Raw genomic sequence first — 22,795 nt, 5'->3', positions numbered from 1 at the left:
CGGTCCCGGACTCAGGCGAGTCCCGCGTTCACCCGAGCCGCCTGGCGGGTCAGGTGCTCCCGCTCGGCCAGGGTCCCCGCCTTGGCCGCCGCCTCCGCGTACAACCGCGCGGCGGCAACCAGATCCCCGTCGCGCTCCCGCAGGTACGCGGCCACGGCCACATACCGGGGCAGCGACTCGTCCAGCCCGGCCAACGCGGCCAGCCCGGCACGAGCCCCGTCCGCCTCCCCCACCGCGACCGCCCGGTTGAGCCGGACCACCGGGCTGTCGGTCAGCCGGACCAGTTCGTCGTACCACTCGGCGATCTGCACCCAGTCCGTCTCCGCGGCCACCTGGGCGTCGGCGTGCAACGCCGCGATGGCCGCCTGCGCCTGGAACTCGCCCAGCCGGTCGCGGGACAGCGCGGACTGCAGGATGTCCACGCCCTCCGCGATCAGGGCGGTGTCCCACAGCCCGCGGTCCTGCTCGGCCAACGGGATCAGGCCGCCAGCGGGACCGGTCCGGGACGCCCGCCGGGCGTGGTGCAGCAGCATCAGCGCGAGCAGCCCGGCCACCTCGGGGTGGTCGATCGCGGCGGCCAGTTGGCGGGTGAGCCGGATGGCCTCCGCGGCGAGGTCGACGTCGCCGGAGTAGCCCTCGTTGAACACGAGGTACAGCGTGCGCAGGACGGTGGCCACGTCCCCCGGCTGGTTGAGGCGGGTGCTGGAGACGGTGCGCTTGGCGCGGCTGATGCGCTGGGCCATCGTCGCTTCCGGGACGAGGTAGGCCTGGGCGATCTGCCGGGTGGTGAGGCCGCCGACCGCGCGGAGGGTGAGGGCGACGGCGGAGGACGGGGTCAGGCAGGGGTGGGCGCACAGGAAGTAGAGCTGGAGGGTGTCATCCACTGACACCGCCCGCCCCGGCGCCGGTTCCTCCTCGACCAGCTCCTCCCGGCGGCGGCGGGTGCTCTCCGAGCGGGTGGCGTCGAGGAACCGGCGCCAGGCGACGGTGACCAGCCAGCCCTTCTGGTCGCGGGGCGGGTCGGTCGGCCAGACCCGGACCGCCTCCAGCAGCGCGTCCTGCACGGCGTCCTCGGCCGCCGCGAAGTCGGCTCCGCGGCGGACGAGGATCCCGAGGACGCCCGGGATGAGGCCGCGCAGCACGGCCTCGTGCACCGGCGGGGTCATTCCGTGATGGTGGGCGACACGCCGTAGAACGGGCGCAGCTCCAGCCACTCGTGGATCGGCTTGCCGCCCGCGCCGGGGGCGGCCGACAGCTCGCCCGCCAACTCGACGGCGCGCTCGTAGCTGTCGACGTCGATCACCATCCAGCCCGCGATGAGGTCCTTGGTCTCGGCGAACGGGCCGTCGGTCACCGGCGGGCGCCCCTCGCCGTCGTAGCGGACGAAGGTGCCCTCCGGCGAGAGCGCCTGGCCGTCGACGTACTCGCCGGTCTGCTCCAGCCGCGCCGCGAAGTCGTTCATGTACTCCAGGTGCGCGGAGATCTCGTCGGGGGTCCACTGCGCCATCGGCACGTCGTTGACCGCCGCCGGGGCGCCGCGGTAGTGCTTGAGAAGCAGGTACTTGGCCATCGTGGTTCTCCTCGGTGCTGGTGCGGCCCGGTGTGGCCGCGTTCCAGGGCGGGGACGGAGCCGGTGACGCGTTCTCGACATCGCGGCCGGATCTTTTTTTCCGCGATGTGTCAGTCGGCCCCGTAGAGCAGGGTCCAGTAGAAGCCGCAGGACCCGCCGACCGCCCTCGCCGTGCCGATCGACCTGGTGCCGCAGGTCAGTGCCGGGGAGTCCGACAGCAGCGGCATCAGGTCGTCGGCGGTCTCGCGGCTGGCGGCGACGAACGCGCCGACCATCCCCGGGTAGCCCGCGGTCTGGGCTCGGTCGGACACCGTGACCCCGGACGGGGACTTGACGCCGATGTAGTCGCCGGTGGCCATGTCGGCGCTGTGGCGCTGGGCGGCGGTGGTCAGGTGGGAGTCGACCTGGAGGGGGCGGCAGCCCAGGTCGAGGCGGCGGTCGTTGAGCTCGGCGACCAGCCGCGACGGCTCCGACGCGGGCCGGGCGACGGCGGGGGCGCTGCTCACCGCGGGCGGCGCGATCGGCGGCCGGGTGGTCGTGGTGGGCGCCGGGCTGGGTTCGGAGGTGGTCACGGCGGGGATCGCGGTGGTGGTCGTGACCACCGGCGGCGCGGTGTCCGGCGGGATCTGGCTGTGCGGCGAGAGCGACACGGCCACCGTCAGCCCCAGCGTGAGCACGGCCGTCACCGCGACCTTGCGCGCGAGGTGGCTGCGCGGGTCGACCAGTGCCCACGCCGGGTCCTCGACCGAGGGCGCCGGGTCGGACAGCAGCACGGCCAGGACGGCCAGCGGCGCGGTGAGCCGACCGACCAGTTCGCGGCAGTCCTGGCAGCGGCGCAGGTGCCGGTCGACGGACACGCGCTGTGACCGGGTGAGCGCGCGCGGCCGGGTGGGGACCATCGCCGCGAGGCGCTGGCAGTGCGCCGGGTCGCGGGCCAGCAGCAGCATCCGCACGGCGTTGGCCAGGGCGGATCGGGAGCGGTGCGCGAGGACGGCGGCATGGGCGGTGCTGACGTCGAGCGCGTGCGCCAGCTCCGGCGTGGTCAGGTCATCACGCAGGGTGAGTTCGAGGATGGCCAGCTGCCGCGGCTCCAGGCTCGCGGCGGCGTCCCACACCAGCCGGGTCGCCTCGGTGGCGGTGGCGGCCTCGGCGGGATGGTCCCCCGCGTCGACGAGATCGGGCAGGTCGGCCAGCAGGACCGGGCCGCCGCGGCGGATGTGATCCAGCGCACCCCGGTGGGCGATGCTGAACAGCCAGGGGCGGAACCGGGCCGGGCGGCGCAGCGACGCCAGGTTGCGCATCGCGCTGACGAACGCCTCCTGGGTGAGGTCCTCGGCGAGGTGCCGATCACCGACGAACCTGGTCAGGAAGTGCGTCACCGGGTCCCGGTGCCGGTCGTAGAGCTGGGCGAACGCCCCGGTGTCCCCCGCTCGCGCACGCGCGACGAGGTCGGCGTCGGTGGGGTCGTTGGGTCGCACGGCGGGCCTCCGCGGAGAAAATTCGCGTTCGGTTCGGCCTCAGACCGTAATCCCTAGCGCAAGACCTCCGTCCAACCGGCGTACACGCGATCCGCCCGAAGGGATTACCCATCGTGAAATCACGACGCCGAGTCACCGTGTTGGCCGCCGCAGCCACCGGATCGGCGCTAGCGGCCATCTCGATGGTGATGGCCTGGCCGAACCAGACCGAGGCCCGGCAGGACCTGCCCGCCGCGCTGGTCGGCGAGCCGCTGCACGGCGCGCCCAGCAGGCCGCACCCCACCCGGCCGCACCCGGGCTCCAGCCCCGCGCCGAGCACATCCATACCCACGAGCACCACCACGACCACGGTGCCGGTGACCACCACGACGACCACCACCACCAAGCCGACCACGACCAAGCCCACGACGACCGCGCCCAAGCCGACGACCACCACCGCCGGGAGCGGCCAGCCCGAGGAGCTCGCGGTCGTCGAGATCGTCAACGCCCGGCGCGCCGAGGCCGGGTGCGGGCCGCTGCGGTGGAACGACAAGCTCGCCACCGCCGCCCGCAAGCACAGCCAGGACATGGCGGTGCGCGGCTACTTCGACCACAACTCCCCCGATGGCCGCACCCCGTGGGACCGCATCAAGGCCGAGGGCTACACCAAGGCCAGCGGCGAGAACATCGCGGCGGGCCAGGCCACCCCGGAGGCCGTCATGACCGGGTGGATGAACAGCCCCGGGCACCGCGCCAACATCCTCAACTGCAAGTCCACCGAGATCGGCGTGGGGATGTACAAGGGCGGCAGCTACCGGATCTACTGGACGCAGACCTTCGGCACCGGCTGAGCCCCGGTCCACTAAGGACGGAGCAGGTCGGCCACCGCGGTGTGCCCGGCGCGCTCGGCCAGCGCCAGCGGTGTCGCGCCGCGGTGGATCGGGTGGCCCTCGATGCCGGGGTCGGGGTCGACCCCGTGCTCCAGCAGCAGGGCCACCCGGTCGCGCTGGCCGGTCGAGGCCGCCCACAGCAGCACGTCGTGCAGCATCCGCGCGGGCTCCGGCGCCATCGGCCACCGGGGCGCGCCGCGGCCGAGGCCGAACTCGAACAGCAGCCGCAGGTGGTCGTCGTCGGTGCGGAACTGGCGGTTGTAGAGGGTCTGGTTGTCGTTCGGGTCGGCACCGGCGACCAGCAGCACGCGGGCGAGGGCGAGGCCATCGGGGTGCGGCGGCTGGTCGCCCTCGCCGCGGCCGAAGCACCCGGTCAGCGCGGTGAACGGCGACGGCAGGCCCTCCCAGAGGTACCCGGAGTTCGGGTCGGCCCCCGCGGCGAGCAACGCCTCCGCGACACCGACCGGGTCGCCGCCGCCGAACCGGCCGTAAGTCAGGTACAGCAACGGTTCCCACGCGAACGGCCCGGTCTGCGCTGTCGCCGCCTCGGGGTCCCGCTCGATCCAGGACCGCACCCGCGCGACATCACCCAGCACCACCGCGACGGCGATCCCGTCGATGCCGGGGTGCGCGGCCAGCAGGTCCCCGGCGTGCGCGACCCTGGCCTCGTCGTCGCCGCCGTAGGTCAGGCAGGCGTGCGCCAGGAACTCGTCGGCGGGCGAGGCGAACTCGGTCACCAGGTGCGGCGACCGGGCCAGGTCGTCCCCGGTCGGGATCGGCACTTATTTCTCCGAGGTCGTCACTTTGAGGTGGGTGTTCATGCCGTTGGCGTCGAGGACGCGGGCGACGGCGGCGGAGATGTCGACCAGGCGCAGCCAGCCGCCGGTGCGCTCGAGCCTGCGCTGGGCGGCCAGCAGCGCGTTGAGTCCCGCGCAGCCGAAGAACTCGGCGTCGGACAGGTCGACGATCAGCCCCGGTTTGCTGCTGCGCTGCTCGGCGACCGCGCCGAGCAGGAACCGCTCCAGGATGCCCGCCGCGACCAGGTCGACCTCGCCGCCGATGGCGACCAGGACGACCCCCGGGGCGGGCGCAGGGTCCAACCGTAGATCCACCACACCCCCACGCGAACCGTGCCGGTCTCCCACGCTACCCGCGTGACCCGGTCCGCGCCGACCCCACGATCGGGTTGATCAGCCGAAGCGGCCGTGCACGTAGTCGGCGGTGCGCTGGTCGACCGGCGCGCCGAAGATCTGCGTCGTCGGCCCGGCCTCGACGATCACCCCTGGCGTGCCCTGCTCGGCGAGGAAGAACGCGCACTGCTGCGAGACGCGGGCGGCCTGCTGCATGTTGTGCGTCACGATGATGATCGTCACCTCGTGCGCGAGCTCGGCGATCGTCTGCTCGATGCGCCGGGTCGAGGTCGGGTCCAGCGCGGAGCACGGCTCGTCCATCAGCAACACCTTGGGCCGCACCGCGAGCGACCGCGCGATGCAGAGCCGCTGCTGCTGCCCGCCGGAGAGAGCGCCACCGGGCTGCCGCAGCCGGTCGCGAACCTCCACCCACAGGCCAGCCTTGGCCAGGCACTGCTCGACGAGGTCGTCGCGCTCGGACCGGCTCGCCTTGAGCCCGGTGAGCTTGAGCCCGGCCACCACGTTGTCGTAGATCGACATCGCCGGGAACGGGTTGGGCTTCTGGAACACCATCCCGATCTGCTTGCGCGCGTCGGTCAGCTTGCGGGCCGGGTCGTAGATGTCGGTCCCGGAGAGCAGCACCTCCCCGGCCAACGACGCCCCGGGGATCAACTCGTGCATCCGGTTCAACGTCCGCAGGAACGTCGACTTCCCGCACCCGGACGGCCCGATCAACGCGGTCACCGACCCGCCCGGCATCAACAACGACACCCGGTCGAGCACCTTGCGCTCCCCGAACCACGCGGACACCTCCCGCGCGTCGATGCTCGCCAACTCGGCGGCGGCCGTGGGCTGGGGATGGGGCAACACGCTGGTCATCGGTCCTCCGGTCACATCAGGTTCGGCAGCAGCGCTGCGGCTTGGTCGGCCAGGGTGAGGCTCACCGCGCCGATGACGGGGACGCCGATCACCCAGGTCTGCCAGCGGCCGACGCGGTGGCGGACGTACACGGCGGCGACGGCGGCGGCGGCCAGGATCAGGGTCCACAGGGCGATGGGGACCAGGGCGGAGCGGTCGCCGACCATGGCGCGTTCGTTGTCGGGGACGGCGAAGGAGGGCAGTTGCCTGGTCTTGTCCTGGACCTCGGAGACGAGCCGCGCGTCGACCCGGATGATGTCGGTCGGCAGGAAGTACGAGCCGTCCGCGGTGGCCAGGGTCAGGCGGCCCTCACCGGTGGGGGCGGTGCGCTCCTTGTCGTTGGCGCGGCGCACGCCCTGCACGAGGTAGCGGTGTTCGCCCTGGCCGGTGGTGAGGACGATCTCGTCGCCCTGGCGGAGCTTGTCGATCTCGGCGAACGGTCCGCCGTAGGCGGCCTTGCGGCCGAAGATCTGGCTGGTGCCGGACTGGCCGGGCAGCGGGGTGTTGCGGACGTGCCCGGGGCCGGACTTCAGGGTGCGCGCCGAGGTGCCCTCCAGCACGACCTCCTGCAGCCGCAGCCGGGGGATCTCGAGGATGGCCACCGGGGTGCCGCTGTCGAGCAGCCTGCCCCCGTCGAGCCCGGTGACCGGCGCGGTCGCCTTGGCCAGGTCGGTGCGGAAGGCGTCGTAGGCGGAGTTCTGGTCGCGTTCGTGCTTGAGGCCGCCGAGCAGGGTGAGCTGCGCGACGAAGCACAGCAGCACGGCGCCGAGGATGGCGAGCATCTGCCCGGCCAGCACCAGCGCCGGTCGTTCCGGCCGGTAGCGCGGCGGCCCCGCCTGCGGCACGCCGGGGGGCGGCGGTGCGTGCGGGACGCCGGGTGGCGGCGGGGCCGGTGGGGTCGTGTCGAGCACGGTCACCCTGGTGTCCTCTCGGGGAGACCGGTGTGCGCCGCGGGAGGCATCCCACGGCGCACACCGGTGGCGGTCATCAGCTCTCGGTCGGCCACTCACCCGGCGCGGCCGCGGCCCGGCGGCGGCGGGAGGCGATCAGCGCGAGCGCGCCGAAGCCGACCAGCGCGGTACCGGCGAGCAGCGCGAGACCCACGGAGGCACCGGTGCTGGCGAGCCCACCGCTGCCGGCGCTGCCCTGCGGCGTCGGGTCGTTGGTCGTCGGGTTGGTGCCGCCACCGGGGACGGTGGTCGTGGTGCTACCGCCCGCGACGGTGGTGGTGGTCGTCGTCGGGCCCGAGGTGGTCGTCGGGAGAGCGCCCTTCTTCCAGGTCCAGTCGTGCAGCAGGAGCTTGGCGTCGTCGGGGTCCTTGCGCTCGTTGGAGAAGGTCACCACGGCGGCGAAGAAGCCCTTGGACTTCGACTCGAAGCTGTCCATGCAGTGCAGCTCGACGGTGTAGTCGGCGCCGACCACGATCGTGGCCTGGTTGTCGTTGGCCACGTCCCGGAAGCTCAGCGTCTGCGTGCCGACGATCGGCTGGTCCTCGAAGTAGCCCTGGTCGGTCACCGTGGTGATGACCAGGCCGTCCTTGAACCCGTCACCCGGCCCGGTGATCCTGATCAGGAACATGTCCGACGCCTCGACGCAGCCCTTCTCGGTGGTGAAGGTGCCCGCGTCGGTGGAGATCCCCGACTCCTTGCTCGGCGTCAGGGTGCCCAGCAGCCCGGGGACCGGGTTCGTGGTCGTCGTCGTGGTGGTCGTCGAACCCGACGACGAGGTCGTCGAGGACGAGGTGGTCGACGAGTTCGTCGTGGTCGTCACCGAGGTCGACGAGGTGGTGGTCGAGCTGGTCGGCGCCACCGTGGTGGTGGTCGACGTCGGCTCGACCGTCGTGGTCGTGGGGGCCACGGTGGTCGTGGTCGGCTCGACCGTCGTGGTCGTGGGCTCGACGGTGGTCGTGGTCGGCTCGACCGTGGTGGTGGTCGGCTCGACCGTCGTCGTGGTCGTCGTCGGCGCCACCGTGGTGGTGGTCGTCGGCTCGACCGTCGTGGTCGTCGTCGAGGGCACCGTGGTGGTCGTCGGCGGGACCGTCGACGTGGTCGTGGTGGTCGTCGGCGGGACCGTGGTGGTGGTCGTCGTCGTGGTCGGCGGGGCCGTCGTCGTGGTGGTCGTGGTCGTCGTCGGGTCCGCCGGGTTGCGCACCTGCCAGTGCGTGGCGTCGGTGAAGTAGAACTTCTTGGTGAAGGTGCCCCGGTCGGCGGCCTCGAACGAGTCGACGCAGTAGACGACGGCGGTGTACTCACCGGCGACGATGGTGGCGTTGGCGTCGACCGCGATGTCCTTGAAGGTCAGGCCCTGCGTCACCTGGATCGGGTCGGTGGTGGAGAAGCCGACGTCCGAGACCGGGGCGCCGGTGAGACCGGGGCCGAACTTGGCCGGGCCGAAGATCGACAGCCGGTAGCCGTCGGAGTTCTCGACGCACGGCGCCGAGGTGGTGTAGACCGGCGCGTCGGTGTCCAAACCGGACTGCTTGCTGAAGGACAACGTGCCCAGGGTGGCCGCGGGCGGTTCGGCCTGGCTGTTGGTCGCGGCGAGCACGATGCCCGCGGTGACCGTCGTGAGGACCGCCGCGCCTGCCGCGATCAGTTGGCGCTTACGCATGACTTCTCTGCCTCCAGTTCATGAGCTGCGGCCGGGTTCGGCGTCACTCGGTTTCGGTCTCGGTGTCCTCGGCGGCCGTGGCCGCGCGCCTGCGCACCCCGGCGGCGATGGCGACGGCCCCGACGAGCACGACCACCCCGCCACCCAGGTAGAGGAACGGGTGCACGCCGGAGCCGCCCTCGGCGGCGGGTGCCGCGGTGTCGACCGGCTCGCCATCGGGTTGCGCGGCACCGGGCCGCGCCTGGGTTTCCGGCTGCGCCTGGCCCGGCTGCGGGGCGGGCGCCGGGTTCTGCGGCGTGTTCAGCCCCAGCTCCGGCGGGATGATCGGGTCGGTGTTGCGCGCGGGCCCCTTGGCCGCGCCGACCGCCGCGTAGTGGCCCGCGGTCGGGATGTCGACGACGGCGGTGAAGTCGCCGAAGTTCTGCTGGGAGAACGCGTCGATGCAGCTCAGGGTGATCTCGTACTTGCCCTGCAACGTGGTCTTGTTGTCGGTGGCGTAGTCGCGGAAGGTGTTGGCGACCGGGACGACGAAGCCCTGGGTGTGCGAGAGCAGCACGTCCGAGGTCGGCACCACCACGACGTTGTCGAGGCCGTGGCCCTTCATGGTCGCGATGTAGCCGGTCGCGCCCTGCGGGCAGCCCTTGTCGGTCTTGAGCCGGACCGGGACCTCGTCGACGCTCTCGCCGGGGGTCACCAGCAGCCCGCCGACGCGGTCCGCGCAAGCCGTACCGGGCAACAACAACCCCAGCAGGACCGCGAGCAGCGCCGCGACCAGGTAGCGATCAGACCGCATGTTCCACCTCCGGCATCGGTTCGGGCTCGGGTGTGGTCCTGGCCCGGCGCCTTCGCCTGCGCCACAGCAGGAACAGCACCAGGGCGACCACGAGCAGCAGCAGGATCAGGACCAGCCACGGGACGGCGACGACGGTGACGCTCGCGTCGACGGCCACCGCCCGCGGCTGCGGGCCGGGCGCGGCGACCGGGTCGATGTGCACCAGCGCGTCCAGCCAACCGGCGGGCAGGACGCCGGGGACGACGGTGCGCACCCGGAAGGAGTTGCCCGGCAGCAGCTCCGGCAGGTCGGGCAGGTTCGGCGCGGCGGTCCCGGAGCCCCAGGGGGTCTCGACGGTGACCTTCTGCTTGCCGCCCAGGCGGACGTTGCCGGTGTTGCGCACGGTGTACTCGACGACGGTGTCACCGCGGCCGAACAGCGCGTGCTCGTAGTCCGCGGTCAGCTCGTCGATGCTCAGCTTCGGCAGCAGGTCACCCGAGACGCGCAGGTAGACCCGCGCGCCGACGCGCTGCTCGACGGCGACCTTCTGCCCGTCCGCGTTGGTGGCCTCGGTGACCAGCGCCGCGACGATGCCGCCGACGTGGTCGCCCGGGGTCGCGTTCTGCGGGATGGCCAGCCGGAACGGCACGATCTTGGTGGAGCGGCCGGGGATCTCCACCTGGCCGGTCTCCACGGTGACCCACGAGCCGACGTCGACCGACTTGGCGCTGGAGGCCAGCAGGTCGAACCCGCCGTCGGGGGTGTTGAAGGCGTCGTTGGGGTAGAGCTTGAGCGAGAGCGGGTCGTTGGACACGTTCGACACCGCGACGTAGTCGACGACGACCGCGCCGGGGGTGGCGCTGTAGCTGAAGTTCGGGCGGTTGTCCGGTGCCTGCGCCGTCGCCGGGCGCACGCCGTAGGTGGCGGGTGCTGCCGCGACCGCGGCAACCCGTGCCTGCGGCTGCGCCTTCGCCGCGGCCGGGACCAGGGTGGTCGCCAGCAGTGCGAGCAGACCGGGGAGCACCGCGCGGCGCCAGATCCGCGTCATGTCAGAGTCCTTAGTAGAGGGTCAAGGGCGTGGGGCGGACCGGGGTACCTGGCCCGGTCCGCCCCACTGGCTGTGCTTGTCAGCCGTTCTCGGGGCTACCTCAGATGGCGGTGAGGGTCAGCAGCGCCGAGTAGGTGCCCGCCACCGTGGAGGTGGGGACGTTGAGCGCGAGGTCGGCCGACAGGTTCGCGGTGCCGTTGCCGCCGAGGGCGGCAGCGGTGGCGAGAACGCGGGCGGCGGCCAGGCCGAGGCCGTTGGGGGCCGAGGCACCCGGGGCGATGGCGTTGGCCGGGTTGACCTGCGCGCCGACCGCGATGACCTGCGGGGCGGACTTGTCGACGAGCTTCGGGGTCCAGCCGAGGTTCGCGCCGTTGATCGAGTTGGCGCCGTTGGAGAAGTCGGACACCTGGCCGGAGACGTTCCAGCCCGGGTTGCCCGCGCGGGTGTCGGTGACCTTGATCGGGTTGAGCGAGCCGGAGGTGGTCAGCAGCGAGCCGTCGGCGGCCATGACCGGCGAGGGCAGGACCACGTTCTGGTTCGCGACGCTGATCAGGAGCTCACCGGCGAGCACGGTGGTGGTGATGGTCTCCGAGGCGGTCACACCGGCGAACGGGGTGACGTCCAGGGCGACGGCGACCGAGACGGAGGTCGCGTAGTTGGCGGCGTTGGTGGGGACGAAGCGCGCGGTGAAGCTGTGCGCGCCCACCGCGAGGGTGGAGGTGGTCAGCGTGGCCGCACCGGCGGACACGGCGACCGGGTTGCCCAGGGCGTTGGCACCGTCGAAGAACTGCACCGCACCGACGGCCGCACCCGGGTTCACGGTGGCGGAGAGGGTGACGGGCGAGTACGCGGCGGCGGTGCCGCTCGGGGAGACCGCGAGGGCGGTGGTGGTCGGCACGGCGACCGGCGCGTTGACCACGTACGACACGGCGGCCGAGGTGGAGGTCGCGAAGCCGGCACCGGAGAACGAGGCGGTCAGCGAACGCGTGCCTGCGGCGAGCGCGGTGGTGGAGAAGGTGGCGACACCGTTGACCACGGTCACCGGGGAGCCGAGGTTGTTGGCGCCGTCCTTGAACTGGACGGTGCCCGCGGCGGTGGCCGGGGTGACGTTGGCGGTCAGGGTGACGTTGGTGCCGGAGGCCACCGGGGCGGCCGGGGAGACCGACAGCGCGGTGGTGGTGGCGACCTGGGCGTTCGGGTCGGTGTCGCGCCACGCGGTGGCGGAGGTGAACCAGATGTCGCGGGTGAACGCGCCCTTGTTCGAGGCACCGAACTGGTCGACGCAGTAGGCGGCGACGGTGTACTTGCCCGGGACGATCGTGGTGGCGTTGTCCACCGCGATGTCCTTGAAGGACAGGCCCTGCACGATGGGGAAGCCACCGCTCTGGGAGAAGCCGACGTCGGTGACCGGGGTCGCGGTGAAGCCCGCGTCCCAGGCGCCCGGGCCGTACACGAACAGGCTGTAGCCGTCCGAGTCCGGGGTGCAGCCCGCGGAGGTGGTGTAGGTGGGGGCGTCGGTGTCGAGACCGGTGGTCTTGTTGATGCTCAGGGTGCCGAGGTTGCCTGCGGGAGCGGCGGCGGCGGCGATACCGGCCGCACCGAGGGTGGCCGCGGTCGCCGCGGCGAAGACGATGGCCCCGCCGACGAGCTTGCGGGCGAACGAGTTAGCGCGCACTGGTGTGCAAACCTTCCGTGATCTGGGGAACAGCGAAGAAAAGGGGGTGGGGAGTTACTGGACCGGAACGCCGCAGTTGCCGGCGACACCGAAGCCGTAGCGGGTGATGATGTCGCCGCGCTGGCAGATCAGGGAGTCGCCGCCGACGAAGACGGTGCTGTACGGGGCCACGGTCAGCTTGTCGGCCGGGATCACGTTGTAGACGTCGCGCTTGAACACCGAGGAGGTGTTCAGGTTGGTCGGCTGGATGTTGTCGACGGTGCCGAGAACAGCCTTGCCCTGGGCGGCCGGGGCGTTGCCGTAGACCTGCGAGTTGTAGACCGCGATCGAGTAGGGCAGCAGGTGGCGGGTGTCGGTCAGGTAGGTGCCGACGTGCTCCTGGATGCCCTCGCCCGCGGCGTCCTTGTCGGTGACGCACGGGTACTGGCCGGTCGGGCCGAACAGGTTCGCCGAGTCCACGGTGCCGGTCGGCATGACCGAGCGGACGAAGAACGAGCGGGTGCCGGAACCGAACTGCGGCGCCAGCGGCTTGAACGCGGTGTTGGTGCAGGTGTAGATCGCGGTCAGCTGGGCCTTGGTGAGCTTCTTCGGCACCGCGCTGTCGCTGCGCACCGCGTAGGTGAGGGCGTCGATGGCGAAGGGGATGAACTTCAGGTCCGGGTTCGCCGCGGCCGAGTTCGACGACGAGCGCGCGAACTGCACGCAGCCGTCACCGCTGGTGAGGTTGTTCTTCAGCGTGGTGACACCCTGGCCGGAGTTCTCCGGGCGCACGAAGGTGCATTTCGGGCTGGTCGCCGCGTCCTTGGTGGTGATGTTCGCGGTACCGCGGGCGTCGTAGGAGCCCAGCACCTTGGTGCCGTTGATGGTCACGACGTCGGCCAGGCCGTTGAGCACGGTCTGGGTGGTGTCGGAGCCGGTGCCCACCAGCTCGCGGAAGGTCGGCGCACCGGTCGGGTCCGCCTGGGCAGTGGTCGAGAACGCCGCTGCCATCGCCAGCGCGGCGGCGGCCACGACGATCAAACGCTGCTTCTTGCTCACTACCTGTATCCTTTTCTTCGCAGTGGTGCGCGGACTGGTGTCCGAGCACGTCCCGGTGGGTGGTTGTCAGGCCTTGACCACCGGAGCCACGCAGCAGGTCCGGCCGGTCCGGTGGCGGAGTCGCTACTCCGCCTCGGGCCGGTCGGCCGTCTCACCCCCTCGCCACGCCCGCGCGATCCGCGGCCGGATCGTCCCCACACCCGGTGTATCGCGGCGCAGTTGTCATCCCAGGCACCGCTACATGGCCGGTTGGCGAACAGGGCGTTGGCAACAGACTGTCCACTCTGGACAGTGACGAACGGACTACCGAGCGCACCACCGCCGCTCACCCGACCCTCGTGCGGGCGCCGAGCCTGGTCAGCACCGGGCCTGCCGCGGTGGTCAGCCCACCGGCGATGAGCAGCCCGGCGAGCAGGTAGCGCATCACCCACGCGACCGGAGTGGACGGTGTGGTCTTGCTCTGCGCCACCGGGGTCGTCTTCGCCGGTGGCACGGCGGCCTGCGGAGCGGGTGCGGGCGCCGGAGCGGGTTCCGGTGCGGGCGCGGGCTCCGGCGCGGGCGCCGGGTCCTCGGTCGCGGTGTCGGCGGCGGGCTCCTCGACCGGCTCCGGCGGCACGGGCGGCTTGATGCCCGCGTCCCGCTCGATCACCGTCGCGGTCGCCGCGGCCTGGTCGCGCATGTCCTGCGGGAGCGGGATGTAGCCCGCGGGCAGCTTGCCGGTGCCCTCACCGGGGACCTGCCCGTCGCCGGTGACGTAGCGCAGCAGCCTTGCGTAGTCCTTGCCCGAGTCCTTGGTCAGCATCGACGGCGCGGTGGCGGCGTAGGTGACCGCGGGCAGCGGGTAGGCGTTCGCAGCCTTGGGCCGGGGGTTGGTGATCTTCACGCCGGGGGTGTCGCTCGGCGTCATCTCGGCGACACCGGCGAGCACCGCGGCCTCGCTCGGGGCGACGAACTCCCCCGCCGCGTTGCGCAGCAGCGCCTCGGTCAGGCCGTAGCGCCGCGCGGTCGCGGTGTCGACCACGGCCAGCATCGCGCGCTTGCCGACCACGGAACGGCCGATCTTGGAGAAGGCCGAGCGCTCGCGGTCGTTGGGGTCGCGCACGCCGTTGGGCTCGCGGCCGAGGGTGTCACCGCGGTTGACCGAGCGGCCCGCCTCGTGCATGTCCGCGGCCAGCGGGTGGCGCGTGTTGCCGCACACCTCGGCCTTGAGCCCGTTGACCTTCTCCTGCACGCAGGTCAGGTCGGACTTGGGGAAGTTCTGCACCGGCAGCGCGACGTTCTGGTGGTTCTTGTTGACCTTCATGCCGTACTGGTCGGGCGTGCCGTTGAGCCAGGCGCGCGCCTCCGGGTCGGCGTTGACCCACTCCCACAGCGACTCGTTGGCGTCCATGTCCACCGAGGACGCCATGGCGTCGACGGTGAACATGCTCAGCGAGGCGTACTTGCGGAACTCGGGGTTGAGGATGAGGAACTCCTCGTCCTGGCTCAGCCGGGTCGGGTTGCCCTTGAGGTAGTCCGGTCCGCCGGGGATGGCCCCGGAGTAGGACTGGGTGAGCAGCTTGGCCACCAGCCGGGGGGTGAGCTTGAGCTGCTCGATGAGCTTGCCGTCGTTGGCTTTCACCTCGGCAGGCGCGTTGCCGGGCGGCTGGCGCTCCATGATGAACGCCACGGTGTAGGCCGAGATCGAGACCGGCGCGTACACCAGCGCCCTGTCGTCGATCATCGACGCCTTGGCGGCAGGCTTGGCGAGGAAGACCAGCCCGGGGTCGTCGCCGCCGAGCAGGTCGCGGGCCTGCCGGTCGGGCATCTGCACGAAGCCGAACACCGGGCCGTCGTTCGCGCACAGCGCGGGCTGCCAGCGCAGGACCGCGTCGGCGACGAACTCGTTGCCGCTGAGGGCGCGCTCGGCCTTGCCCAGCGGGCAGGACAGGCCGACCGGCTCGAAGTCCAGCCGGATCGGCGGCAGCCGCCGGTTCCAGTTGAACTGGCTCAGCGGGGAGGAGTCGAGGTAGTCGTGCAGGTGCCCGCCCTGGTCGGTCGGGACGGTGACCTTCTTGCCGTTGACCTCGGTGTCGTCGCGGGGGACCACGACCAGCCAGCAGTGCCGCGGCTTGCCCGCGTCGGGGCCCGAGGTGCGCACCCGACCGCAGTCGAGGCCGGGCGCCTCCAGCGTGGTCTGCATCTCGAAGTCGATCGCGCCGTTGCCGTCTTCCCTCGTGACGCCCAACTGCACCTCGTTGGTGGTGCTGGGGTCGAAGTACAGGCCGTAGCCCGGCTCGCTCGGCTTGGTCGGCGGACCGGAGGCCTCGACCGGGACGAACGGCAGGTACGTCGCCGAGCCGGGCTTGTCGGTCTGCTCCGGGGTCAGCTCCGCCTTGTCGATGAGCACGCCCGGGGGGTCGGGTTCGCCGGGGGGCAGCTTCTTGGGCCGCACCGACAGCGAGCGCGACCACTGCGCCGCCGAGATGTAGGAGGCCGCGATCGGCGTGCCGTACTGGCACTGCTCGCGCCGCGGCCCCGCGGCGTCGTCACCCCAGCACTGCATGATCTGCAGGTAGTTGTAGCCGCGCCCGGAGTCGGTGGGCTTGGCGCCGGTCCACGACAGGTGCACGGTCTGGTTGATCAGGCCCTTGGTCTGCGCGACGGTGAACCTCAACGACGCGAACGCGTCGGAGCCGCTCACCGTCACCGCGGACGCCGGGGCAGGCGTGGTCGGCGCCGCCGCCGCGGTGGCGGGCACCATCAGCGCGCCGCCGGTCGCGAGCACCAGCGCCACGAGCAGCAGTCGTCCCACCCGGTGCCGGATCATGATCCCCCCTTGCCCCGCATCAGCCGGGCCGCCAGCGGCGGTCCGGCGACGAGCACCACCATGAGCACCGCGGCGACCACGACGAGCAGCGTGCCGTCGTCCTGGGGCAGGTCGACCGAGACCGGGATCGCCGACAGGCTGCCCCCGTCGGTCCCGGCATCGCCCTCGCCGTCGGCGGACCCCTCGGCCGCTGTGTCGCCCCCGGTCGCCCCCGCCGCCCCGGGATCGGTACCCGCCGCCTCGGCGGCACCCGGCGCCGTCTCCCCCGGCTTGGCCGCGCCGGTCGTCTTGGTGGTGCCGCCCTTCTTGGTCACCGACTTGCCCGCGGCGTCGCACTGGACCGTCGAGCCGACCTTGTCGCAGTCAGCGGGCCGCGGCGCGGTCTCGGCCAGGGTGTTGGAGCCGTTGGTGGAGAAGGTCGGGTTGTTGCACTTGGAGATGTCGGTCGGCTTCTTCGTCGAGCCGGGGATCCGCTCCACCTGCTTGAGGCCCGCGGTCACCAGGTTGATCGGCAGCGGCGAGAACCCGAGCCGCTCGGCCTGCTGCTGGCCCTCGCACAGGAAGTAGTAGGCGAAGTCCGAGAGCGTCTTGCCCTTGAGCTCGTTGAAGTTGCCCTTCACCGCGGTCGGCAAGATCATGTAGCTGTAGCTCGACATCGGGTAGGTGCGGCTGTCGGTCGAGTTGTAGACGCCCTGCAGCTTCTGGGTCAGGTCGTTGGGGTCGATCTGCGCCTGCAGCAACCCGACCGCCACGGCCTGCGCGGTCGGCGCGATGTAGTAGCCGCTCTTGTTGAGCAGCTTGGCGACCGGGAAACCGGCGTTCTTGGCGTAGGAGTACTCGACGTAGGTGATGGCGCCGTCGCTCTGCGCCTGGCGCACGTAGTTGGCCACGCCGATCGAGCCGACCTGGCCGACGATCCCGGCGTAGGCGGGGTAGCTGGAGGTGAACCCGCACGGGGTCTTGCGGCCCGCCTTGGCGCAGAACTCGTCCCACACCGCGGCGTGCTGGTCGGCGAGGTAGCTGGTGAACTGCGCGGTGGAGCCGGACCCGTCGCTGCGCACCACCGGCAGGATCTGCCGGGCGGGCAGGTTCAGCGCCGGGTTGTCCGCGGCGATCGCCGGGTCGTTCCACATGGTGATCTTGCGGGTGAACATCTTGGTCACCGTGTCGCCGGACAGGCGCAGGTTGGTGACCCGCTTGCCACCGATGTTCAGGTTGTACATCAGCGAGGTGCCGCCCGCGACGATCGGCATGTAGGCGAAGTTGCCGTCCTTGGGCGGCTCGTCCTTCACGCCGCCGTCGGTGAGCCCGTAGGGGATCTCGGAGACGGCGAAGTCGACCTGGTTGGCCTTGAACTGGTTGCGGCCGTCGGTCGAGCCGGTGCCGGAGAAGTTGATCCGGATGCCGAACTGCTGGACGTTCTTGCGCCACTGGTCGAGCGCGTTGAAGCTCCACGTCGACCCCGAGCCGCTGATCGGCACGTAGCCCTGGGCGGACGCGGCCGGGGCGAACCCGACCGCCACGGTGACGAGCACGGTGAGCGTGGTGAGCAGGCCCACCACCCGCCCACGCGTGCGTCCCTGCGGGGTCATGACTGAGCTCCTTGCTGCGGGTCGGGCTGCTGGGGGCTGGGCTGCTGGGGGCCGTACTGCTGCGGGCCGGGCGGCTGCTGGGGGTCGGGCAGGAAGTGCGCCTGCTGGTGGGCGCGCGCGGCGATGTAGCGCTCCCGGTCGCGCGCCGAGGCCCGCGCCCTGCGGCGGAGTTGGCCGTTGGACAGCGCGCCCGCGCCGCGGCCGCCGAGCACCCGGGCCAGGACGAACAGCACGAGCACCAGCACGATCAGCACTGTCGCGGCGCCGAAGGCCCTGGTCTGCATGGTCTCCTCGGACGAGCCGACCATCTGGTAGGTCGCCAGCGGCAGCGAGACCTGGGCGTCGACGAACGGGTTGGCGTTGAGGTAGGGGGTGAACCCGGCGGCGATGAGCACCGGCGAGGTCTCGCCGACGCCGCGGGCGGTGGCCAGCAGCACGCTGGTGGTCAGGCCGGAGCGCGCGGTCGGCAGCACCACGTGCCACACCGTGCGCAGCTGCCCGGCACCCAGCGCCAGCGACGCCTCGCGCAGCGAGCTGGGCACCAGCCGCAGCACCACGTCAGCGGCCCTGATCATGATCGGCAGCATCATGATGCTGATCGCGGTACCCGCCGCGAACCCGGAGCGCTGGAAGCCCAGCAGCAGGATCAGCGAGGCGTAGACGAACAGGCCAGCCACGATGGAGGGCAGCGCGGTCATCGCCTCCACCACGGTCCGCACCAGCCGGGTGAACACGCCCCTGGTCTCGTTGAGGAACACCGCGGTGGCCAGTCCGAGCGGGACGGTGATGACCAGCGCGATGCTGATCTGCTCCAGCGTGCCGACGATGGCGTGCAGGATGCCGCCGAGCTCGAGCGGGTCGAGGGTGCCCGCGTCGGCCATGTCCTCGGTGTAGAAGTTGGACTTCCACAGCGCGTCCCAGCCCATCCAGATGGGGTAGAAGATGATCGCGCCGAGCGCGCCGATGGCGATGACGGCCGTGCTGTGCACGACGGCGGAGACCACCTTGTCGCGCACCGTCAGTGCGTTCTCCTCCAGCGACACCAGCAGCGCGTAGATCGCCAGGAACAGCGGGTAGGCGATGGCGATGAAGCCGACCACCCCGGAGAACGGGGCGATCTGGTCGAAGAGCACCCCGGTCAGCGCCGCGGCGGCGACCAGCGCGCCGAACGCGGCCACGATGTCGGTGCCGCGGATGGTCCTGGTGTCGCGGCGGACCTCCGGCGGGCCGACGCGCGGCGGTCCCGGCTGCCGGGTGGTGACCTGGCCGATGAAGTCGGCACCACCCTGGTGGGCCGGGATCTCCCGGGTCGTCTCCTGCTGTTGTCTGCTGTGCCTCGGCTGACCCTGCCGCTGGGCGGGCTGCTCCATCGGCGTCTGCTCCACTGTGGACATCAGGCGTCACTCCCCTGGCCGGACCGGCTGCGGGCGATGACCGCGGAGGCGGCGAAGTTGACCACCAGGGTCAGCATGAACAGCGCGAGGCCCGCGGCCATCAGCGCGCCGAGGCCGAACGGGCTCGCCGATCCCCACTGCTGGGCGATCAGCGCGGAGACCGAGTTCGCGCCGGAGCCCAGGATGTGCGGCTGGATCACGAACACCGGCGAGATGATCATGGCGACCGCGATGGTCTCGCCGAGCGCGCGGCCCAGGCCGAGCATGGTGCCGCCGATCATGCCGGAGCGGCCGAAGGGCAGCACGACGCTGCGGATCATGCCCCAGCGGGTCGAGCCGAGCGCGAAGGCGCCCTCCCGCTCGCCCTGCGGCGCCTGGGTGAACGACTCGCGCATCACCGAGCAGATGAACGGCATGATCATGAACCCGACCACCAGGCCCGCCCAGAAGGTGGAGGTCATGTAGACCCCGTTGGGCGAGAGCGGGTTGTCCGGGTCGGCCTCGGGCACGTCCAGGAACGGGATCCAGCCGAACTGGATGGACAGCCACTTCGGGATGTCGGTGCCCTTCCACTGCAGCAGCGTGGAGCCGAACAGGCCGTAGACGACGCTGGGCACCGCGGCCATCAGGTCGATCAGGCTGGTGAAGAACCCGCGCACGCGCCGCGGCGCGTACTCGGAGATGTAGAGGGCCATGCCGGTGGCCAGCGGGAAGGCGACCACCAGCGCCACCGAGGCGATCAGCAGCGTGCCCACCAGCACCGCGGCGATGCCGAAGTTCCCCGAGTCCGGCTGCCACGCCTGGGTGGTGACGAAGCCGAAGCCCGCGCTGGAGAACGCGCCGAGGCCGCGGATGAGCAGGAAGACGCCGACCGTGGCCATCAGGGCCAGCACGGTCAACCCGGCGCCGCGCAGCACGGTGCGGAACACCCGGTCGATCCCGCCGGGCAGCGACACCCGCCTGCGCGGTGCCTCGGCGACCGCGACCGGACCGGGCGCGCTCGTCAACTGGGTCATCTGGGGTTGCTCCGGATCGCAGACTGGGTTATGGGCGATAGCCAAACCCGCCCAGTTGGCCGCGTCCACATCCCGGTGTGAACAACGGACGAACGCACCGGATTCTCCGACCTCGGATACGCCGAATGGCAGCGCCGGGAATGGGCGGATCCGAGCATCAGAAATGCACCACGCGCGGGAGGTCGGCGATCTGGGCTTCGGCGACGAGGCCGAGAAAACTGCGGCACGCGTACTGCGCCTGCACCCGCCGGTGGTACTTCCGACTCGACACCGCGAGGTCGAGCCCGGCGAGCCGAACCCGCCACGACCACAACTGCGACGGGGTCTCCCGCGCCGTGGTGGCCGAGGTCTCGGTGAGCCTGGTGCGCAGTTCCAACATCGCCCGTGAACAGGTTTCGGCGTCGACGAACCGCTGCGCGGCCTGGCCGAGGCTGCGGTTGTTGGCGGAGAGGAACCGCCACGTCACCGCGTCGTCGGCGGATCTGTAGATCTGGAAGCGAGCGAGGGCCATCGAGGTTTCTCCCATCAACTGGCACACCCCGACGTGTGCGCGAATCGTCTTGTTCCGGGGTGTACGGGAGAAAAATCCACGGCGTCCGCTCGGTTGCGATCACGCTCACGACGGACGACGGGCAACCAATTGTCACAACTCGGAAACCACGTGTAACGCCTTAGCCGCTATAGATCTCGCCAGGTGGCGGAAAATCACCACCACGGCCGCCGGTAAAGGCTGTAAACCGGAACGCTGCGTGCCGATCCGGTCACGGTCGCGGGGTGCGTGCAACGTTTTCGGCTGGACCTGGGTCCACATTCGCCCGAGAAGGTCGCGCGGGTCACACCCGGGCTGGATCCGTTGCGGCACTTGCGGTGTCCGCGCGATCGCCCGCAGCGACGCCCGGCGCGGCGGACGGCTGATCGACATCGCCGAAGCGGACGAATTCGGCGACAAAGGCCCGCGGCCGGTCGAGCGCGGCGATCTCCCCCGGCGCGGTCGCCGATCGGCCCGCAGGCGCCCACGGAGGGGCACCCCGGCGCAGTGGAGTTCTCCCCGCGCGGGGCTGTACCGATCATGAAGCTGTTACGCGCGCAATGGTCGCGACGATATGCACCGAACACCGGCGGGCCCGCGCGATCGGCGACCGACCGCGGGCTCGTGCACCGCCCTGGCGGTCAACCGCCGTTCGCCTGGCGGCTACCCGCTCTTAGACCACCCCAGGAGCAGTGCTCCCAGGCACTACTCGGCGACCGCGTCGACCTTGCCGCCGGAGCGCAGCATCCGGACCAGCTCGACAGTGGACAGTCCACACAGGGCGGCGAGGGACTCCAGCGCGCTGATGTCGAGGTCGCGGGTGCTCGCCGCGTGCCTGGCGACCTCGGTGACCGCCCAGCGGTGCGCCGGGGCCAGCTCCGGGCGCGAGTCACTGGCCAGCTCGGTGAGGTCGACCTTCAGCGACGCCGGGTACTCCTCGTGGCTGACCTGGTCGTGCACCCGCTCCAGCAGGTCGTGCGGGGAGGCCTCCAGCGCGGTGCACAACTGGACGAACCGGACGACGGTGCAGGAGCGGGTCCCGGTCTCGTATGAGGCGAGCGCCTGGGCGGAGAGCTCGTTGGGCAGCCGCTGCACGAGCTGCGCCCGCGTCCACCTTCGGCGCATCCGCAACTGCTGCAACTCACGCCCCAGCGCGCGCTGGTATGCCACACCATCCATGCCGCTTCCCCCGTCCCGTGTGGGGCCCTGTTCTCGACAGCGCGCTGACCTGCGGTTTCCCCGATTGGTGCCACGTTACGCACATTTGCTTTCGGCGCACCCGGCGCGCGCGGACTGTGCCACCATCGAGTGAGCCCACACCGGGTGAACTCCACACTGCGTAGCGCGACGACCGCGGCGTTCCTACCGCGCGGTAGGGCTGGACCACCTGCCGGGTACCAGCGGATACTGCCCGGGCACCAGGCTCACGGCCCCCGCGTCGAAGCCCGCCGCCCCCCTCCTGCGGCGGGGCGGGGTCCGAGCGAGTGCGAGCCCGGGGTCGGTGGTGCCGCACCGGCCCCGGGTCACCCCCGCTGCCCCACCACCAACACCAGCACCACGACCACGCACGGCACCACCGCCACCAGCCCCACCCACGCGGGCAGCACCAACACCCGCCCCCGGTACCGCCGCGCTCCACACAGGACCATCGCCAGCGAGCACAGCAACACCCCCACCCCACCCCCCACCGCCACGGGCGTCATCGCCCCGTGCAGCAGCAAGGCCCCCACCCCGGCACAAGCCAACCCCGTCCGCGACCACGCCAACCGCGTCCGCTCGGCCTGCAACCCACGGTCCTCAGTGGTCACAGCCCACCGCCCGCGATCGATGCGCGGCAGATCGCTTCAGCGGCTGTTAGGGAAATGGCCACAGCCGACCGTCCACAGTAATCAGTGGGCGACCAGGAGTCACAGGGGCACCGCTCACGGTCACCGGCCGACGATGACGAGGATCAGGACCGCGGTTGCCACCACGCTCACCCCGATGGCCACCAGCGGTACCTGGAGACCGGCGGGCAGCGGCTCCCCCGAGCGCATCGCGCGCTGGGTGACGCGCCAGCGGTGGTGGCTGAGTGCGGCGAGCACGGTTCCCAGGAGCACCAGGGCGATGCCGATGCCGGAGCGCAGGGCGGGCAGGCCCATGTCCGGGAGGTACTGCCAGACCGCGACGCCGCCTGCCACCAGGGCGAGGGCGGTGCGGACCCAGGCCAGGAAGGTGCGTTCGTTGGCCAGCGTGAACCGGTAGTCCGGTTCCTCGCCCACTGTCTCACCCATCGGTCGCATCGCCTCCCCGCGCATCCTAGGTCGCCGGGAGGCTGGTGCCGCTGCTCAGTGGGCATCCCCACGGT

The 22,795-nt window shown here is 71.6% G+C and carries 21 protein-coding genes; 1 reads left to right on the top strand and 20 read right to left on the bottom strand.

Annotation, left to right across the window (positions count from 1 at the left end; all coding sequences use genetic code 11):
* Positions 1 to 11: 11 nt before the first annotated feature.
* From BMY07_RS25210 to BMY07_RS25200, 3 genes are all read right to left on the bottom strand, one after another.
* Positions 12 to 1,154 carry an RNA polymerase sigma factor gene (locus tag BMY07_RS25210; protein ID WP_218150767.1) on the bottom strand — a complete coding sequence of 381 codons (1,143 nt, stop codon included), beginning with the start codon at positions 1,152 to 1,154 and terminating at the stop codon, positions 12 to 14.
* A gap of 8 nt (positions 1,155 to 1,162) precedes the next feature.
* Positions 1,163 to 1,570: a YciI family protein gene (locus tag BMY07_RS25205; RefSeq protein WP_092783571.1), complete on the bottom strand. Its 408-nt coding sequence runs from the start codon at positions 1,568 to 1,570 to the stop codon at positions 1,163 to 1,165.
* Positions 1,571 to 1,680: 110 nt separating this feature from the next.
* A complete protein-coding gene (locus BMY07_RS25200) occupies positions 1,681 to 3,048 on the bottom strand; it encodes a sigma-70 family RNA polymerase sigma factor (RefSeq protein ID WP_092783567.1) in 1,368 nt (455 codons plus the stop codon).
* A 113-nt stretch (positions 3,049 to 3,161) separates the two neighbouring features.
* Here BMY07_RS25200 and BMY07_RS25195 point away from each other — a divergent pair, with 113 nt between their 5' ends.
* Entirely contained in the window at positions 3,162 to 3,878 is a 717-nt protein-coding gene (locus BMY07_RS25195; protein ID WP_218150760.1) for a CAP domain-containing protein, read from the top strand.
* A gap of 11 nt (positions 3,879 to 3,889) precedes the next feature.
* Here BMY07_RS25195 and BMY07_RS25190 read toward each other — a convergent pair whose 3' ends face one another.
* The 17 genes from BMY07_RS25190 to BMY07_RS25105 form a co-directional block, all read right to left on the bottom strand.
* The gene (locus BMY07_RS25190) at positions 3,890 to 4,699 is read right to left on the bottom strand and encodes an ankyrin repeat domain-containing protein (protein ID WP_092783564.1); all 810 of its coding nucleotides are present in this window, start codon (positions 4,697 to 4,699) and stop codon (positions 3,890 to 3,892) included.
* Entirely contained in the window at positions 4,700 to 5,017 is a 318-nt protein-coding gene (locus BMY07_RS25185) for an STAS domain-containing protein (RefSeq protein ID WP_170224670.1), read from the bottom strand.
* 90 nt (positions 5,018 to 5,107) lie between these two features.
* Positions 5,108 to 5,926, bottom strand: a complete 819-nt coding sequence (locus BMY07_RS25180) for a phosphate ABC transporter ATP-binding protein (RefSeq protein WP_092783558.1) — start codon at positions 5,924 to 5,926, stop codon at positions 5,108 to 5,110.
* Positions 5,927 to 5,937: 11 nt separating this feature from the next.
* The gene (locus BMY07_RS25175; protein WP_245782643.1) at positions 5,938 to 6,882 is read right to left on the bottom strand and encodes a sortase; all 945 of its coding nucleotides are present in this window, start codon (positions 6,880 to 6,882) and stop codon (positions 5,938 to 5,940) included.
* Between the two features lie 70 nt (positions 6,883 to 6,952).
* On the bottom strand, positions 6,953 to 8,575 hold the full coding sequence (locus BMY07_RS34530) for a hypothetical protein (RefSeq protein ID WP_177215754.1): 1,623 nt from the start codon (positions 8,573 to 8,575) through the stop codon (positions 6,953 to 6,955).
* A gap of 43 nt (positions 8,576 to 8,618) precedes the next feature.
* A complete protein-coding gene (locus BMY07_RS25160) occupies positions 8,619 to 9,368 on the bottom strand; it encodes a hypothetical protein (protein ID WP_092783552.1) in 750 nt (249 codons plus the stop codon).
* Complete coding sequence (locus BMY07_RS25155) at positions 9,358 to 10,395, bottom strand: WxL protein peptidoglycan domain-containing protein (RefSeq protein WP_092783549.1); 1,038 nt, start codon at positions 10,393 to 10,395, stop codon at positions 9,358 to 9,360. Before BMY07_RS25155 ends, BMY07_RS25160 begins: the two co-directional genes overlap by 11 nt.
* Positions 10,396 to 10,495: 100 nt before the next feature.
* Entirely contained in the window at positions 10,496 to 12,070 is a 1,575-nt protein-coding gene (locus BMY07_RS25150) for an Ig-like domain-containing protein (RefSeq protein WP_092783546.1), read from the bottom strand.
* Positions 12,071 to 12,124: 54 nt separating this feature from the next.
* Positions 12,125 to 13,108, bottom strand: coding sequence for a substrate-binding domain-containing protein (locus tag BMY07_RS25145; protein WP_092783541.1), 984 nt, complete (start codon positions 13,106 to 13,108; stop codon positions 12,125 to 12,127).
* Positions 13,109 to 13,433: 325 nt separating this feature from the next.
* Complete coding sequence (locus tag BMY07_RS25140) at positions 13,434 to 15,917, bottom strand: type 2 periplasmic-binding domain-containing protein (protein ID WP_092783538.1); 2,484 nt, start codon at positions 15,915 to 15,917, stop codon at positions 13,434 to 13,436.
* Complete coding sequence (gene pstS, locus BMY07_RS25135; protein WP_092783535.1) at positions 15,914 to 17,509, bottom strand: phosphate ABC transporter substrate-binding protein PstS; 1,596 nt, start codon at positions 17,507 to 17,509, stop codon at positions 15,914 to 15,916. The genes BMY07_RS25140 and pstS overlap by 4 nt, the downstream gene beginning before the upstream one ends.
* Positions 17,506 to 18,903: a phosphate ABC transporter permease PstA gene (gene pstA / locus BMY07_RS25130; RefSeq protein WP_245782642.1), complete on the bottom strand. Its 1,398-nt coding sequence runs from the start codon at positions 18,901 to 18,903 to the stop codon at positions 17,506 to 17,508. Before pstA ends, pstS begins: the two co-directional genes overlap by 4 nt.
* Positions 18,903 to 19,919 carry a phosphate ABC transporter permease subunit PstC gene (pstC, locus tag BMY07_RS25125; protein WP_092783532.1) on the bottom strand — a complete coding sequence of 339 codons (1,017 nt, stop codon included), beginning with the start codon at positions 19,917 to 19,919 and terminating at the stop codon, positions 18,903 to 18,905. The genes pstA and pstC overlap by 1 nt, the downstream gene beginning before the upstream one ends.
* Before the next feature lie 157 nt (positions 19,920 to 20,076).
* Positions 20,077 to 20,430, bottom strand: coding sequence for a hypothetical protein (locus BMY07_RS25120; protein ID WP_092783529.1), 354 nt, complete (start codon positions 20,428 to 20,430; stop codon positions 20,077 to 20,079).
* Positions 20,431 to 21,153: 723 nt separating this feature from the next.
* Entirely contained in the window at positions 21,154 to 21,627 is a 474-nt protein-coding gene (locus tag BMY07_RS25115; protein WP_092783526.1) for a helix-turn-helix domain-containing protein, read from the bottom strand.
* Between the two features lie 344 nt (positions 21,628 to 21,971).
* Positions 21,972 to 22,256, bottom strand: coding sequence for a DUF202 domain-containing protein (locus BMY07_RS25110; protein ID WP_092783523.1), 285 nt, complete (start codon positions 22,254 to 22,256; stop codon positions 21,972 to 21,974).
* A 120-nt stretch (positions 22,257 to 22,376) separates the two neighbouring features.
* Positions 22,377 to 22,721, bottom strand: coding sequence for a YidH family protein (locus BMY07_RS25105; RefSeq protein ID WP_092783520.1), 345 nt, complete (start codon positions 22,719 to 22,721; stop codon positions 22,377 to 22,379).
* Between the last annotated feature and the right edge of the window lie 74 nt (positions 22,722 to 22,795).

This window comes from Actinokineospora terrae, from assembly GCF_900111175.1.
Lineage (GTDB): Bacteria > Actinomycetota > Actinomycetes > Mycobacteriales > Pseudonocardiaceae > Actinokineospora > Actinokineospora terrae.
This window is presented reverse-complemented; position numbering and strand designations above follow the sequence as displayed.